This is a genomic window from Butyricimonas sp. DFI.6.44, assembly GCF_022132345.1.
Lineage (GTDB): Bacteria > Bacteroidota > Bacteroidia > Bacteroidales > Marinifilaceae > Butyricimonas > Butyricimonas muris.
On record NZ_JAKNJD010000009.1, the window covers coordinates 95,480 to 112,685 of the forward strand.

The 17,206-nt window shown below is 44.8% G+C and carries 9 protein-coding genes; all 9 read left to right on the forward strand.

The genetic code is table 11. From position 1 onward, the window contains the following. The first annotated feature begins 226 nt into the window (after positions 1-226). The 9 genes from L0M98_RS13400 (at position 227) to L0M98_RS13440 (ending at position 17,171) form a co-directional block, all read left to right on the forward strand. Positions 227-805: an RNA polymerase sigma-70 factor gene (locus L0M98_RS13400; RefSeq protein ID WP_227216650.1), complete on the forward strand. Its 579-nt coding sequence runs from the start codon at positions 227-229 to the stop codon at positions 803-805. 92 nt (positions 806-897) lie between these two features. Further along, positions 898-2,058, forward strand: a complete 1,161-nt coding sequence (locus L0M98_RS13405) for a FecR domain-containing protein (RefSeq protein ID WP_227216649.1) — start codon at positions 898-900, stop codon at positions 2,056-2,058. 99 nt (positions 2,059-2,157) lie between these two features. Next, positions 2,158-5,556 carry a SusC/RagA family TonB-linked outer membrane protein gene (locus tag L0M98_RS13410; RefSeq protein ID WP_227216648.1) on the forward strand — a complete coding sequence of 1,133 codons (3,399 nt, stop codon included), beginning with the start codon at positions 2,158-2,160 and terminating at the stop codon, positions 5,554-5,556. Between the two features lie 11 nt (positions 5,557-5,567). Continuing rightward, complete coding sequence (locus L0M98_RS13415; RefSeq protein WP_227216647.1) at positions 5,568-7,034, forward strand: RagB/SusD family nutrient uptake outer membrane protein; 1,467 nt, start codon at positions 5,568-5,570, stop codon at positions 7,032-7,034. Between the two features lie 17 nt (positions 7,035-7,051). Continuing rightward, a complete protein-coding gene (locus tag L0M98_RS13420; protein ID WP_227216646.1) occupies positions 7,052-7,735 on the forward strand; it encodes a DUF4843 domain-containing protein in 684 nt (227 codons plus the stop codon). Positions 7,736-7,749: 14 nt separating this feature from the next. After that, positions 7,750-9,285, forward strand: a complete 1,536-nt coding sequence (locus tag L0M98_RS13425) for a PKD-like family lipoprotein (RefSeq protein ID WP_227216645.1) — start codon at positions 7,750-7,752, stop codon at positions 9,283-9,285. 203 nt (positions 9,286-9,488) lie between these two features. Then, the gene (locus tag L0M98_RS13430) at positions 9,489-12,098 is read left to right on the forward strand and encodes a zinc-dependent metalloprotease (RefSeq protein ID WP_227216644.1); all 2,610 of its coding nucleotides are present in this window, start codon (positions 9,489-9,491) and stop codon (positions 12,096-12,098) included. A gap of 32 nt (positions 12,099-12,130) precedes the next feature. Then, the gene (locus L0M98_RS13435) at positions 12,131-14,716 is read left to right on the forward strand and encodes a zinc-dependent metalloprotease (RefSeq protein WP_227216643.1); all 2,586 of its coding nucleotides are present in this window, start codon (positions 12,131-12,133) and stop codon (positions 14,714-14,716) included. A gap of 127 nt (positions 14,717-14,843) precedes the next feature. Then, positions 14,844-17,171, forward strand: coding sequence for a GH92 family glycosyl hydrolase (locus L0M98_RS13440; protein ID WP_227216642.1), 2,328 nt, complete (start codon positions 14,844-14,846; stop codon positions 17,169-17,171). Positions 17,172-17,206 lie beyond the last annotated feature (35 nt).

The window sequence follows — 17,206 nt, forward strand, 5'->3', positions numbered from 1 at the left end:
ATTTTGCTTCCTTTTATAAATAATTAGGAATATAGGTAATATCCATTCCATAATCGTGCGGTTGCCCGCTTGACGGATCAGCGTGTTCAAGTAACGTAGCGTGAGGTACAGGTGGTCGGCATAAAACGCCACATTTATTAGGAACGAATAAGTTTTATTCGGAAATAAATGTGTTCGGGAATAATATATTTCTTTACATTTGTAATGTGGAATTTAGATAGCTAGTATGACGGAGCGAGTAAAATATGATGTAAATCAGTTGGTACAAGATTTGAAAAAGGGGTACGAACCGGCTTTTGATTACCTGTTTACAACCCGTTACGAGGACTTGTGCCGTTTTGCACGGGCTTTCGTGGGATCATATGACGTGGCGGAGGATATCGTGCAGGATGTTTTTGTCCGGATATGGGAGAATAACTTGAAGATTAGCAGCGATATTTCACTGGATAGTTATCTTTACGTGGCGGTGCGAAACGGTTGTGTCAGTTATGCGCGCCGTCAAAGACCTCACGTGGGGTTGGAGGCGTTGTCGGAGATGGAAACAGAAGAGATTTTGGCGGAGGATTGGAAATACGTGTGGGATGCTGTGGAAAGTTTGCCGGAGCAATGCCGTGTTGTTTTAAAATTGGTCGTACTCGAAGATATGAAGTACGCGGAGGCGGCAGAGAAACTGGATATTTCGGTCAATACGGTCAAAACGCAAATGAAGATTGCTTACCGGGAGTTGAGAAAGAAATTTACGTCGGGAGAGATTTCTGTTTTATTCTATTATTTTTATGTGGGTGAGGGGTTTAATGAGCGGTAATTTATTTTCTTGAAAAATATTCTGTTTTCTTTTCACCCTTTTTTTATTCTTGTGCGTCCTCTCACGAAGAATATAAATCAGCTTGTTATTTTATGAACGAGAGAATAGAAGAATTATTGGTTAAAAAGATTGACGGGGAGCTTTCTGCTGCGGAGGAGAAGGAATTGTCCGGGTGGTTGGCAGAGTCGGAGGTTCACGAACGAATCTTGCGGGAATTTGAAGCGGTGCGGCAGCGGTTGTCCGTGTTGCGGGAAGAATTTCACCCGGATGTGCAAGGACGTTTGCAGTCGGTTAAGAAGCATAAAAAACGACGGGTGCGGTTTGTTGCGGGGTGGATGCGTTATGTTGCGGTCGGTATTTTACTCGTGAGCGTGGGGAGCTACTTGTTGTGGAATGATGGGAAAAATAAAGAGGAGGAACATCGTATTTTCGCGAAAGTGGCGGTGCCCGGGAAAGAACAGGCGTATTTCGAGTGGGCGAACGGGGTACAAGTGGCAATCGACGAAACGATGAAAGATACTTTGCTGACTGGGGACGGGGGAGCGGTAGTGCGGGTGGATTCCAACCGGGTGTTGCGTTACGAGGGAGGGAATAATGATGAAGGATTGGAACGGCGGGTGCATAAATTGGTGATCCCGAATGGAGGGGAGTATCGAATGGTGTTGGAAGACGGGTCGGTTGTTTGGTTGAATTCCGCTTCTTCGCTGGAAATACCGGAACGCTTTGCCGCGGGAGAGAGAAGGGTACGATTGGTGGGAGAGGCTTATTTTAAAGTGAAGAAAGATTCATCAAGACCGTTTTACGTGGCAACGGAACGTGCTGACGTGTGCGTGTTGGGTACGGAGTTCAACGTTTCAGCTTACGAGGAAGATCGTGATGCGGTGATGACGCTCGTGAACGGGGCGGTGCGGGTGGATGCCCGCGGGGGAGAGTCGGTGGTGTTGGAACCGGGACAACAGGCGTTGACTGCGGGTGGAAAAATTGAGGTGCAGGATGTCGATGTGTCGTATGTCACGTCTTGGGTGAACGGGAAGTTTAGTTTTGATAATTCCCGTTTGGAAGATATCGCCCGGCAGGTTTCCCGCTGGTATGACGTGAAAATATCTTTTGATGATGATGATTTGAAAGATATTCGTTTTTCCGGGGCGATGTTGAAATTTAGACCGTTGAGCGATTTGATCGAGATGATTGAGGCAACGAGTTTTGTGCGGTTTAGCGTGAAAGGAGAAAATATTATAATATCTGGAAAATAAAAATCGAGGAAGTGGCTAGACTTCCCCGGTTTTGAGTGGTAATTGCTTTGTTACTGTTTGAGAGAGAACAAAGCTATGTATAACCTTAAATGCAAATATATGGAAAATAATCGAGAGCCTAACCGGTTTACGCGGTTAGGACGAAAAAAAATGTTATCGATGATGCGTTTGGCTGGTTTTTTTTGTTTGTTGAGTATCGTGTGCGGCGTGCAGGTGGCACATGGGCAGGAACGTAGGGTTTCTTTGGAAGTGAAGGATACTCCGATCAATCAGGTGCTGCGTATGTTGGGAAAAGAGTTCGGGAAGGATTTCTTTTACAGTAATGTGCAGGTGGATATGAATGAAAAGGTGAACGTGAAGTTAGTGAATGCCACTATTGACGAAGCGTTGAAACAGGTGTTCGCGGGGAAGCAGGTGCGGTACGAGGAGAAGGAGAATTTCGTGTTGATTTTGGAAATTCGGGAAGTAAAGAAAGACACGAAAGTGCCGGAAGTGCGCGGTGTGGTGTACGATGACCTGAACGAGCCGTTGCCGGGAGTAACGATTATGCTCAAGGGAACAAGTACGGGTTTCGTCAGTGATGCGGATGGAAAATTCAAAAGTGCGTTGACGATGAAATTACCCATAACTTTGGTATTCTCTTTTATCGGTTTCGAAACTCAGGAAGTTGTGGTAACGGATAGCACGCGGGAGGTGACCGTGAAGATGAAACCTGACGTGAAACAAATGGAAGAGGTGGTCGTGACGGGATACGCTAACGTGAAAAAGTCCAGTTTTACCGGAAACGCGGTAAGGGTGGATAAAGAGGAGTTGTTCAAGGTATCGCCGACCAACATGATCGATGTGTTGCAGGTGTTTGATCCTTCATTGCGTATCATGAAAAATAACGAAATGGGAGCAGACCCGAATACATTGCCGGAGTTTTATATCCGGGGACGTTCCGGTATCGGGGTGATGGATTTGGATAAGGAGAGCCTTTCCGAATCGGCTTTGAGTAATAATCCCAATTCACCTATTTTTATTATGGACGGTTTCGAGGTGACGGTGCAAAAGGTGTATGATTTTGACCCGAACCGTATAGAGAGTATCACGATATTGAAGGATGCCGCGGCTACGGCTATTTACGGTTCCCGTGCGGCTAACGGTGTGGTGGTGATTGAAACGGTGGCGCCGAAACCGGGACAGTTGAACGTGATGTATAATTTCACGGGTGCGCTTACCGCTCCGGATTTGTCGGATTATAACCTGATGAGTGCTAAAGAATTGCTCGAGGCTGAGCGGTTGGCAGGGTATTATGAACCGACTTCCAACATTAATTCGTCTTATACTCTTTTAAGCGAGTACGAGGCAAAGTTGTCGAACATTATTCGGGGGGTAAACACGGACTGGTTGTCACAACCTTTGCAGAACGAATTTAATCATAAACATAGTCTTGCCATTCAGGGTGGTTCCGAGAATATGCGTTTTAACGTGGATCTGAATTACGATAACCAGAATGGAGTGATGAAAGGATCTTTCCGAGAGCGCTTGGGAGCTGGATTTTACTTGGATTACCGTATCGGCGGGATGCAGTTGAAGAATCAGATTGCTTATATGGTCACGAAATCAGAAAATTCTCCTTATGGAAATTTCAATGATTACACGAAGAAGTTGCCGTATGATGAGTTGAAGGATGCGGATGGAAATTATGTCGAGCAGACAAGACTTTGGCATGGGGGTATGAGTGGCACGAAAAATCCGTTGTACGAGGCGAAAATGTTGAAGAGTTTTGATAAAAGTAAAATACAGGATTTGACGAATAATCTGAGTTTGAACTGGTATATCACGAAGAGTCTTTATTTTAAAGGACAGGTGGCAGTAACTTTGACCGATACTGAAACAAAAATTTTTAAAGACCCGCTTTCTTCTTCGTTTTACAACGTGGATGATGACAAGAAAGGTTCGTTGAATTTGAGTAAGAGGAAACTGGTGAAATGGAATACCAATTTCGTGTTGAATTACGTGCAGGCGATAAAGAAGCATAATATGAATTTTTCGTTGGGATTGAACACTAACACGGAGAGTACGAATAGTTCGGTGGAGAAATATTTGGGATTTCCTTCGGGTGAATTGAATACCCCGGCTTTCGCGGAGAACGTGGATGATGTACCCACGTATTCGGATAATAAAAAGCGGCTGTTCGGGGCGTTTGTTTCATTAAATTACACGTATAACGATATTTATTTACTTGATGCCTCGTGGCGTCTGGACGGTTCGTCCGAGTTCGGGGCAGACAAGAAATATGCTCCGTTTTATTCCGGGGGTGTCGGTTTGAACGTGCATAATTACGAGTTTATGAAAGTGCAGGATGTAGTGAGCTTGTTGAAGATCACGGGGACCATGGGAGTGTTGGGAAAAACAAATTTCCCCGCTTACGCTGCCAAGCATACTTATGATGTTACGAATTCGTATTATTCCACGGGTGGCGGTATTTACTTGCACTATATGGGAAATGAGAATTTGAAATGGGAGCGGACTTTTTCCCGTGATTTGAAATTGGAGTTGGGTTTCTTGAATGATGCGATTTATACGAAGTTTACGTGGTATAATAAAAAGACCAAGGATTTGATCACGGATGTGACGATTCCTACCCATACCGGTTTTACTTCTTACAAGGATAATATGGGTGAGGTGGAGAATAAGGGATTCGAATTGGATGTCCGTTTTAATATTCTCCAGAATAAAGATTGGATGGTTGCCGTGTTCGGGAATCTGGCACATAACCGGAACAAAATATTGAAGATTTCTGAATCCTTGAAGGCGTATAATGAACGGGTAAACGAGAAATTTGATGAATACTTTGATAACGTTTTCAGCAAACAGGATTTGAAGTATAGCAAACCTTTGCTGAAATACGAGGAAGGTGGTTCTTTGACGGCTATTTACGGGATGCGTTCTTTGGGAATAAACCCGAGTAACGGGAGCGAGTTGTTTCTTGACCGGAGTGGTCAGGTCATTCAGGAGTGGACCTCCAGCCAACAATCTATTTTAGGTGACACGGAACCGGATGCAACGGGTTCTTTCGGGGTGAATTTGCAGTGGAAGCGGTTCACGTTATTTGCCACGTTTATGTATGAATTCGGGGGACAAGTGTATAACCAGACTTTGGTTGATAAGGTGGAGAACGTGAAGTTGTACGAAACGAATGCGGACAAGCGTGTTCTCACGGAGCGATGGGCAAAGCCCGGGGAGTTGACTCGTTTGAAGTCAATTAAAGACCGGAATAACGTGACACTGCCAACCTCTCGTTTCGTGCAGGATTACAATATGTTGAACTTTAATTCACTCACGGTAGGGTATGATTTCGATAAAGACTTGTTGAAGAAAATGCGAATGAGTATGTTGCGGTTATCGTTTAACATGAAGGATATATTCACGATTTCGAGCGTGAAACAGGAGCGGGGGTTGTCTTATCCCTTTGCCAGAACTTTTAATTTGACCTTAAATGCAAGTTTTTAAAATAGATGATTATGATACGATATAATTACTTGTTGTTGTTGATGCTGTTCGGGTTAGCGGCGTGTAATAGTTGGTTGGACGTGGAGTCGGATAATCAGGCGAGTGACGAGAAGACATTTAAGGATTACACGGGATTCCGAAGTGCTTTGAACGGAGTGTATTATAAGTTGTCCGAGCCGGAAATGTACGGACGGGAGCTTTCATGGGGATTTCTCAGCGTGTTGGCACAAACTTATGAGGCTGGGGATGTCAGCCAAAATGATGCTTATAAAGCGGCAGTTGTTTATGATTATAATTCAAAGGATGTCAAAGATGTTATCTCAAAGATCTGGAAGGGTGGATATAATGCTATCGCGAATTGCAATAAATTAATTGCGGAGATAGAAGCTAAGGATGCCTCTTTCTTTCCTTTGGGTGAATGCGAACGAAATTTGATATATGGCGAAGCCTTGGCGTTGAGGGGATACCTGCACTTGGATTTGTTGCGTATGTTTGCCCCGGCTCCGGCGACCGGTGACAACGGGGCGTATATTCCTTACGTGACGGTTTACCCGACGCATTATGAATCCGCTTTGCCGACTTCAGAGGTACTTCGCCTTGCCAAGGAGGATTTGTTGAAGGCAAAGGAGCTTGTGGCGCAGAATGATACATTGAACGATGAGATGGCGTATGCCAATCGTTTTGTCGCGGAGGATTCCGGAAACCGTTTTTTCAGTTTCCGGGGAACCCGAATGAATTATTTGGCCGTGTGCGGGACATTAGCGCGTTTGTGCTTGTACGCGGGTGAAAATGAAGAGGCTAACCGGTATGCGTTGCACGTGTATGAGTTAGTAGAAGCTAAGGAGGATTCGTGGGATATTTATTTTACTTCATCGTCGGATTTGAATGTTTCCGGCGTGAATAAATACGTGAAAGCGTATAATGATATTCTGTTTGCATTTTATAATAAAAAGCTGACGGAAGATGTGGAGGATTTCACGGAGGCGACCGGTAAGCCCAAGATGTTGTTGAAGAATGCCGGCAGTCTGTTCGGGGACAGGGGCGACGGGGATGATTATCGCCAATATCTTGTCGATTGGACTATTGATGCGAATCGTTCACAGAAGTGGTTGGATTTGGGTGCATCGGAAAACTTTTTGAGAGTGCAATATGCTTTGATTCCGGCGTTGAGATTTAGTGAAATATGCTATATCCTTGCAGAAACAACGTATGGTTCTGCTGCCGGTAATGCTGCTGCCGTGAAGTATCTGGAGGAGGTGCGGGGAGGACGCGGGTGTAAGCGTAATATCCCGGAAAGCGTGTCCGCCAGCACTTTCAAGGAGGAGTTAATCTGGGAAGGAATGAAAGAGTATCTCGCTGAAGGACAGACTTTTTTTATGTTTAAACGTTTGAACCATCCGGTGTTGAGCGGAAGTGAATCTGTCACGTTGGGAAATTCGTTCGTGTTGCCTTTGCCGGACGATGAAAAGGTGTTTTAGATTTTAAAAGACGAGTTATGAAAAAGATATATGTATTTATTTTAAGTGTATTCCTGTTGGGAGCGTGTTCAAAGGAGAATATTCCGATGTATGATACCGTGAATTATATCCAGTTTTCGGATACTTACCGGGATTCGATGGATATTTCGTTTTTCTTTTACGGGAATGCGGAGCAGATTGAGATTCCGGTAGAAGTGGAAATGCTGGGAAATCTGTTCTTGGAAGACCGGTCGTTTGTTATCGAGCTGGATAAAGACTTGTCCACGGCAACGGATGAACATATTGTACTTCCGGAGTATTATGTTTTTCGTAAGGAACACGTGAAAGACACGATTTCGTTGGTATTGAATAACCCCGGGGATACTCGCGTGCGAATCGTGTTGGCTATCCGGGGGAACGGGGCGGATGTTTTGGCGGGGGAATACAGTTATCAATACAAGATTATTAATTTGAGTAGTGAGGTGTCGATACCGGAATGGTGGGATGGGGATGTAGAGAAGTCTTTTCTCGGTACTTATTCGATTCCGAAGTATCAATTGTTGATTAAGGTGACCGGGGAGGGAGATTGGACTAATCTGGATGCTTCAACGAGAAGGGCTTACGCGTTACAGTTAAAGTATTATTTGCGTGAGATGGAAGACAAGGATGAAGTTGTGCTGGATGTAGATGGTAAAGCTATGACGGTAACAGTAATTGGATAATAAATCGATAGAATATGAAAATGAAAAATGTAATATATCTGTCTTTGTTAATGATGGTAGGATTGTTTTCCTGTATCAAAGACGAAGGTAATTATAAATACGAAGCGATACGAGACGCGAAGGTTTCGTTTGAAACTTACACGGTGAATTGTTTTGTGCATGATGAAGTGAAGGTTGAGCCTAAAATCCGGTTTGGTGAAGGTGACTCCACGGATTTCTCGTACGAGTGGCGTGTTGATTATGAGGTCGTTTCCACGGAGCGGGTTTTGGAATTTACCCCGGAACAAGCAAAAACGTATGCCTGCCGGTTAGCCTTGAAGGATAACCGTAATGGGAAAGTGTATAGTGGCACGATGTCCATTGTTGCGGCGACGGTGTATCAATCGGGGTTCTCTATCCTGTATGAAGAAGGCGGGGTGTCAAAACTGGGGCATATAAATTTACCTAGTGTTTCCCAAGATGAAGAGTATCATGCTTATTATGATTTGTACCGGGAGGCAAACGGGGAGGATATGGGTTCGGAACCGGTGAAATTGGTTCAGCATTTCTTTTGGAATGCGACTAATTATTGTAAATGGTCGGAGTTGCTGGTTATTCAGAATGGCGGGCAGGGACCCGTGGAATTGAACGGTAACACGAACGAGAAAGAGGTATTGACCCGTGAGGAGTTCGTGGGAGGAAATCCCCCGGAGAATTTTAAATTGGTATCCGCGTTTTACCCGTTCTACATGAATATCGTGTTGAGTGAGGATGGGAAAATTTATACCCGTTTCTTCAACGACCCGAAGAGTATGGGGTATCACTCCGCGGCTTACAATAATGTTCCTGTATATATTAATAAAGGGTATAAAATCGGTCAGATTATTGAAACGGCACACCAGTATCTCAAGCATTTTCTTTTGTATGACGAGTTGAACGGGCGGCTGATTCACGTGAGAAGTGCTTATTACACGACGGCAGAAGAGTACAGGGAGTTGCAGTACACGGGGACTTATCCTGCCGGTTTTATTCCGGTGAATAATTTGGGTGATTATGAGTTGGTATACGGTGCGGCTTACGGTGGCACCATGCAAGGAAGTACAAAGTATGCCTTGATTTTACGGGACGGGGACGATTGGAAAGTGGAAACATTCGGGATTGCAGCCAATGCGTTGGGGGTGATTACGTTGGATGCGTTGGATAAATGTCAGACGTTCTCCGGCAAGACGGATGGATACGTGACGGATAAAAGCATTTTCAGGATATTGAGAAATCGTACCTACATTTTTTTCTCCGGGGGAGCGAATAATGACGAATTGTATTATTACGATCTGAGTACCGGGAAATCATATCATTATACCTCTTTGAACGGACGTGCCATTATGGCTATGCACCCAGCCGAAGGGAATAAGGAGTTGGGTGTAGGACTGGAAGACGGGACGTTCATCCTGTTTAACGTTGAAGATTCGGTATTGAAAGCGGGTGAGCCTGTCGTGCTGTATGAACAGGGCGGTTTCGGTCGGATTGCCGATGTGATTTACAAGTATAAATTATCAGGTCGGGATATGTAATTGCAGTATAGTTTTCTAAAATCGGTTTACCCGATTTTAGAAAACTACTCCGGTATTGTAACACAGTTATTTATACTTTTTATGCTGAATAGTATTTCTATGTCAGAAGGGATTGTTGTGTAGAAAGAGATTTGGAATATAAATGGAATTGTGGTACAAACGGGAGAATCAAAAATTAATTGGGATGTTTAAATATTGAAGTTATGATATTGAAATCAATTGTATTTGTATTAATATTTCTTTCTTTGAGTGTTGTGTCTGCAGAGGGTAAAGGGCGGAAGAAGAAACAAGCGACCAAAGAGGTAAAAACGGAAAGTGCTTACCAACGCTTTTTTAAGGGGAAGTCGTGCGAAACAAAGCGAGGTTTAATCACGTTGCACAAAATGGACGGGAAGATCTATTTCGAGTTACCGTTGAATTTGTTGGGGAAAGAGATGTTGCTTGGTTCGACGATTAGCGAAATCACGAATAATGATTTCGGGAGCGTGGGAGAGAAACCTAAAGAACCGCTGCACGTGGTGTTTACCCGCCAAGACTCGATAATTAGCTTGCGGGAGGTGAGTGCGGTATATTATACCACGGAGGAGAGTATAAGGAAACGTTTGGAAGAGAGTTTCAAGCCGGCTATTATTTTGAATCTTCCGGTGAAGGTGTACTCGGAAGACAGTACGGCAGTCGTGCTGGATTTGACCGATTTTTTATTGAGTGATAACGAGGGATTATCTCCCTTTTCCCTGTTTGCACCGATCAATAGTGGCAGGCGTCGGGTGGACAAGGAGTTTGTGAAGAAAAATTCATTTATCGGGGAAATTAAGGCTTTCGAGGATAATTTTAGCATACGCTCTTCTTTGAGTTATTTGGTTACCGTGCGGAATCAAGAGCGGGTATTGTTTCAGAAAGTACCTTTTACCGCGGTGATGACACGTAGTTTTATTTTGTTGCCGGAAGAACCGATGCGTCCCCGTATGGCAGATCCCCGTATTGCTATATTCTATCAGGCAAAATATGAATTTAATTCAAAAAAGAGTGGTGTCGATTTTCGTTACTATGCTAATCGTTGGCGGCTTGAACCTGCGGATGAGGCGGCTTATCGTGCCGGACAATTGACGGAGGTGAAGAAACCGATTGTGTTTTACGTGGATAACGCATTCCCGGAGAGTTGGAAGAAATACATCAAGCAAGGGGTAGAAGAATGGCAGAAAGCCTTTGAAAAGATCGGTTTGAAAAATGCGATTATAGCCAAGGATTTCCCGGAGAATGATCCGGAATTTGATCCGGAAAATCTGAAATATTCTTGTGTACGCTATTCTCCCTCGTGGACACCTAACGCTATGGGACCCTCGTGGACAGATCCCCGGACGGGAGAGATTATCAATGCTTCGGTTTATTTTTATCACAATATAGCTCAATTGATTCAAAATTGGCGATTCGTACAGACGGCTCAGGCGGATGCTGACGTGCGGAGGATGCAGTTGCCGGAAGAATTATTGGGTGAGAGCATCCGTTACGCTATTGCGCACGAGGTAGGTCATTGTCTGGGTTTTATGCATAATATGAGTGCTTCTGCCGCAATCCCCACGGATTCTTTGCGTTCGCCTTCTTACACGCAAAAGTACGGGACAACTCATTCAATCATGGATTATGCCCGGAACAATTACGTGGCACAACCGGGAGACAAGGAGAGGGGTGTGAAGTTGACGCCGCCTCATTTGGGTTTGTATGATTATTTCACGATAAAATGGTTGTACACGCCTTTGTTGGACGAGAAGACCACGGACGAGGAAGTGCCTGTTCTGGATCGTTGGATTGGCGAGAAAGCGGGCGATCCTATATATCGCTATGGAAGACAGCAGATAAACTCTCGTTGGGATCCGAGTTCTTTCGAGGAAGACTTGGGAGATGATCCGATAAAATCCTCTGCGTACGGGATAAAGAATTTGAAATATATTTTGGCGAACCTGAATGAATGGGTAGAGGCAGAAGATAAAGATTATGCGTTTCGCCAACAGATTTATAACGAGATTGTAATGCAGTATTTCAGGTATTTGAATAATGTTATTTTTAATATCGGCGGTATTTACTTGAATGAAAAATATGCCGGGGATCCGATACCTGCTTATGCTTTAGTTCCTAAAGCCAGACAAAAGGAGGCTTTGGTGTTTTTGTTGGATCAGTTGAAAGAGATGGCTTGGATTGATGCGAAGGATTTCAAGGATGGTCTGCCGTTGATGAGCGATATTTCGGGAGATATGGAAAATGCTATTTTCAGGGGACTATTGTCTCGGTTGAACGCGTTAGCCGTGTGCATGGAACAGTCGAAAGAGGAGGCTTATTCTACTCGGGAGTATATGAATGATTTGTATGAATTTATCATGGCTCCTACCAAGAAGAGAAATTCTCTGTCTGAAATTGAAAAACGATTGCAAATCAAGTATTTATCGTTTTTGGTGTCTGCTTCCGGCGTGGAAGTGAAAGGAATGGGCGGCTCGCCTTTCGCGTTCTCCCGTGACGGGATGATTGAGGTTATGGATTACGTGCAAGAGAATAGCCGGAATATTTATGGCGAGTTGCCTGACGAATATCTGGGTATGTTCGCGCGTAGGGGATGTTGTTTCGCTCCGGAGGAAATTAGCGGTTTCGGTAGAACGACGAACCTGAACAGACCGAATGTTTCTATCGGGACGGATTGTTTCTTGATGTTGAAAAAGACCTTGGCTTTATTGAAAAGCCGGATGAATACGGCAACAGAAGATACTCGATTGCATTATCAGTTGTTGGTTTATAAATTGGAGAAGGTTTTTAAGAATAACTGAGACGGGTGATTATTAACAGTAAACTAGTTGTCATGAAAAATATCATATATATAGTGTTTCTTCTTTCGATAGTTCTGTGTCCGTTCGAGGGCAGCGGGATGGTGCGGGAGAAGAAGGATACGGGTAAGAATAAAAATTCGGCTTATCAGAAACTCTTTGATGGTAAGAGTGTAAAGACGGCAAAGGGTGTAATGACGATTCATTACGCGGGGGGAAATGTATACGTGGAGTTTCCCTTGGATTTGTTGGGCAAGGATATGTTATTCGCTTCGTCGATAGAGAACACGAGTGATAACGGAGAGGGAGTTGTCGGGCAATTTGCCGGGACTCCTCAAGTGTTCGTGTTCACGAAAGAGGGAGAGCACGTGCAGGCTCGTTTGCGGCAAGGTGCTCCTGTCGGTAACGGTAGTGGAGATGCTAACATGGAGAGTGCTTTAGAGAAATCTTTTATGCCGGGGGTGTACGCTACGTTTAAAATAGAGACTTACACGCCGGATAATCGTGCCGTGGTGTTGAATATGACATCTTTTTTCTTGGAACACACGGCGTTCACGAATCCGTTTTCCGTTCAGGCTGCCAATTCTGTATGGGGATTCGTCGGGCGGAATCAAAAGTATAAAGCGAACCGGAATTTGTTTCAAGAGGTCAAGGCGGATGGACGGAGCGTTACCGTGGTTTGTGAATCGGGGTATGATGTGGATCATATCGTGGTAGGCTCTGTAACAAGACAGAATATAAAAGTTTCCGTAACATTTAATAAAATGTTGGTGGTTCTGCCCGAAGATAAAATGACACCTCGTTATGCTGATTCTAGGATTGGGGTAAGTTTCGTGACAATTCCCGAAATCGGGAAAGAAAAATCAATATTGACAAAGAAGCATCTAGCCAGACGTTGGCGAGTGGAGCCGAGTGACGAGGTCGCTTATTGGGCCGGGCAGGTCGTGGAACCGAAAAAGCCGATCGTTTTTTACTTGGATACGTTGATGCCGGAAAGTTGGACGAAATATGTTCGTGCGGGTATTGAAGAGTGGAATAAGGCTTTCGAACGTATCGGGTTTAAAAATGTACTGCGTGCTGTTCCTTTTCCCGGAACTTCAGATTTTGACGCGGGGAATATTCAGCATTCTGTGATTCGTTATTCTCCGACCTCTCCGAATATGTATCGTCCCCAACAATCTATGCTGGTGGATAACCGGAGCGGGGAGATTCTTAACGCATCGTTGTATTTACATCATCATTTTTTGTTCATACTGCATCGGGACAGGCTTCTATACACGATGGCGGCAGATCCGGAAGCACGTAAAGCTGTTTTGTCAGAGGAGGTGATGGGACAATTGATAAAGAGTCAGATGATTCGGGAGATCGGTTCGTGTTTGGGATTGAGATCCAATTTGCGGGCATCTTCTGTTTACCCGGTTGATTCGTTGCGTTCCGCGACTTTCACGAGGGAACACGGGTTGTCACCCTCGATAATGGATATGGTGCCGTATAATTATGTCGCTCAGGAAGAAGACGTGAAAAATGGCGTGATGCTGGTACAAGACAAGCTGGGGGAATACGATTATTACGCCATAGAATGGTTGTATAAACCGATTCGAGGGGTGAAGAATGCGGACGAGGAACGTGATACTTTGGATCGTTGGATTAAAGAATCCCGTCTGGATATAGCTAAAACATACGGGCATACCCCTTTTACCTCGAATGTTTACGATCCCCGAATATTGAGTGAGGATTTGGGAAACGATCATGTTAAAGCGGGGGAATATCTGATAAAGAATCTGAAAAAGTCGATGGCTCATTGTCGCGAATGGTTTGCCGAAGAGGATAAAACACTGGAACTCCAAAATAAGTTGTATGTTTTTATACAAGGACGGTATATGGACGGGTTGAACCGGATTGCATCCTATATCGGCGGTATGTATATCAATGAAGGTAATAGCGATGAGAATGTACAGCATTATGCGGTTGTTCCTAAAGCCAAACAACGGGAAGCCATTAATTTCTTGTTGACACAGGCTAAAGATTTGGAATGGTTGGATAATCAAGAATTAAGACATGACCTGCGGGTGAGCTCTTCCGCCGTGCAACAAAAACGGATGGATATTTTTGGATTGTTATTTTCCCGTTGGTATATGGTTATTATGAGTTCCCGTAAGGCAAGCGGGGGATATACCGCGGACGAGTACATGGATGAATTGTACCGGATGGTGTGGGAGGGTACCATAAAACGTAGAAAATTGGATCCGTTGGAAAGGGATTTCCAGATGGCTTTCTTGGCTGCTGTGATTGCTTCTTCGACGGTAACGGAAGATGCCGCGAAACTGGATGCACACACGAAAGCGTTGGCACAGGGAATAAGCAGTGGCAGACAACTTTATGACCCTATTCTTTGTGAAAAGATGGAGCGGATGCAGGTAGAAAATATTAGTGGATTCTATGCGCAAGAGGGGATTAAGGTAAATACATTGTCACGTTCTCATGTCTTTTACCAAATGTTGCTGAAAATCGATGGTATGGTGAATAATGCCATGAAAACAAGCACGGGAGAAATGAAGGACTATTACGAGTATTTACATTATAAAATCAGACAGGCTTTGGATGTAGAAGGTATTCGTTAGAGAAAGTTGTTTAAAAAGAGAGTTGCAATATGTCAGAAATATTGCAACTTTTTTTCACCCTTTTGGGGTATTCGAGTGTCTTTTTAAAGTAGTCGAGTAACAGGAAATTTTAATTAATGCTGATGAGATGAAATTGAACGTACTTTTATTGTGTCTGGGAACTATGCTGGTAAATGAAGAAGAAAAGAAAAGTCCGGTGGATTACGTGAATCCTTTTATCGGGACGAAAAGCATGGGACATACTTTCCCGGGGGCTTGTGTTCCGTATGGTGCGGTACAGTTAAGTCCCGATACGGAGAACGTGCCGCATAATATTGATGGTGTTTACCGGAAAGATACTTATCGATATTGTGCCGGATACCAGTATGATGATCTGACGATTGTCGGGTTCAGTCACACACATTTGAGCGGGACGGGACATTCGGATTTAGGTGATGTGCTTTTGATGCCGACAGTCGGGGAATTGAAATTAATTCCCGGTACGGCGGAACAGCCGGAAGAGGGGTATCGTTCCCGGTTTTCGCACGATCAGGAAAAAGCCTTACCCGGCTATTACGAGGTGATGTTGCAGGATTATGACGTGAAAGTGCAGTTGACAGCGACGGAACGGGTGGGGATTCACAAATATACTTATCCGTCAGGAGTGGAAGAAGGTCATGTGATAGTGGATTTGTTGCACGGAATATATAATTATGACGGGAAGGTATTGTGGGCGAATCTCCGGGTGGAAAATGATACCTTATTAACAGGATACCGGATCACGAGGGGATGGGCTCGGACGAATTACACTTATTTCGCGATAACGTTCTCCAAACCGATACGGAATTACGGGCACGAGAATTTCGAGGAGGTGGACTATAAAGGTTTTTGGCGTCGGTTTGATGAGAAACACAATTTCCCGGAAATGGGCGGTAGGGGCATTGTGGCATATTTTGATTTCGACTTACACGATAGCCCGGAACTGGAGGTTAAGGTGGCTCTTTCGTGCGTGAGCACGGAAGGTGCGTTGAAAAACTTACAGGCGGAAGCGGCAGGTGTTGACTTTGAAACGTTGGCGGCACGTGCCGGAGAGAAATGGAACAAGGAGCTTTCGGTGATTGAGGCTCGAGGAAGTCATGACGAGTTGTGTATGTTATATACCTCGTTGTACCACACGATGATAAATCCGTCTGTTTACATGGACGTGGATGGACAGTACCGGGGTGTGGATCACATGATTCATCAGGCGGAAGGTTTTACCAATTATACCGTTTTTTCTTTGTGGGATACCTATCGGGCTTTGCACCCGTTGTTTAATGTGATCAACCGGGAGCGGAACCGGGATATGGTGATGTCCATGTTGGAGCATTACCGGCAGAGTGTACACAAGGCTTTGCCCGTGTGGTCGCATATGGGTAACGAGAACTGGTGTATGATCGCTTATCACGGGGTTGCCGTCGTGGCGGATGCCGTGGCGAAAGGTATCGAGCTGGATACGGCGTTGGTATTGGAGGCGATGAAGAACAGTTCGAATATTCCGTATTACCAGCATACCCGTGAATACGTGGAAAAGGGGTACGTGCCTGTGGATAAAGACGGGAATGGTGCTTCAATCACGCTGGAGAACGCGTATGACGATTGGGCGATATATCGGACGGCGAAGGCGGCGGGGAACGAGAATATGGCTCACGAATACGAAAGCCGGGCGATGAATTACCGTAATCTGTTTGACGAACGTTTGGGATTTGCACGTCCCCGCTTATCCGACGGGAGCTGGAAAGAGCCGTTCGATCCGTTGGGCACGCATGGCGAAGGATTTATCGAGGGTAATTCGTGGAATTACTCGTTGCACGTGCCGCACGATGTAAACGGGTTGATCCGTTTGACGGGAGGGGAAAAGCGTTTTGCCGAACGGTTGGATAGCTTGTTCACGATGCATCTTCTGGAAAAATATTATGCCGATACGGAGGACATCACGGAAGAGGGGTTAATGGGGAATTACGTGCACGGGAATGAACCCAGCCATCACGTGTTGTATTTGTACGCTTGGACTTCTCAACCTTGGAAGACGCAGTTCCGGGTGCGGGAAGTGATGAACCGTATGTACAGGAATAAAATCGACGGGTTATGCGGTAACGACGATTGCGGGCAGATGTCTGCTTGGTATATCTTCTCGGCTTTAGGATTTTATCCTGTCTGTCCCGGGACGGATCAATACGTGTTGGGTGCTCCTTACCTGCCCTACATGAAAATACGTTTGGAGAATGGCAACACGTTTGAGGTGCGTGCGTCGAAAGTGGATGACAAAAACCGATACGTGCAAGCTGTCCGGTTGAACGGGAAACCGTATGATAAGGCTTATATAACCCAACGGGATATTATGGCGGGAGGGGTGTTGGAGTTTGAGATGAGTAATCGTCCCAACCGAAATAGGATTTACACGGAAGATAATAAACCTTATTCCTTGACACGATGAATATAAAGATAATCATATGTTGGTGTATCTTGGGA

Bases quoted from the DNA above. Each gene is read 5' to 3' on its own strand.
- L0M98_RS13400 (WP_227216650.1), top strand. From the start codon at position 227: ATGACGGAGCGAGTAAAATATGATGTAAATCAGTTGGTACAAGATTTG.
- L0M98_RS13405 (WP_227216649.1), top strand. From the start codon at position 898: ATGAACGAGAGAATAGAAGAATTATTGGTTAAAAAGATTGACGGGGAG.
- L0M98_RS13410 (WP_227216648.1), top strand. From the start codon at position 2,158: ATGGAAAATAATCGAGAGCCTAACCGGTTTACGCGGTTAGGACGAAAA.
- L0M98_RS13415 (WP_227216647.1), top strand. From the start codon at position 5,568: ATGATACGATATAATTACTTGTTGTTGTTGATGCTGTTCGGGTTAGCG.
- L0M98_RS13420 (WP_227216646.1), top strand. From the start codon at position 7,052: ATGAAAAAGATATATGTATTTATTTTAAGTGTATTCCTGTTGGGAGCG.
- L0M98_RS13425 (WP_227216645.1), top strand. From the start codon at position 7,750: ATGAAAATGAAAAATGTAATATATCTGTCTTTGTTAATGATGGTAGGA.
- L0M98_RS13430 (WP_227216644.1), top strand. From the start codon at position 9,489: ATGATATTGAAATCAATTGTATTTGTATTAATATTTCTTTCTTTGAGT.
- L0M98_RS13435 (WP_227216643.1), top strand. From the start codon at position 12,131: ATGAAAAATATCATATATATAGTGTTTCTTCTTTCGATAGTTCTGTGT.
- L0M98_RS13440 (WP_227216642.1), top strand. From the start codon at position 14,844: ATGAAATTGAACGTACTTTTATTGTGTCTGGGAACTATGCTGGTAAAT.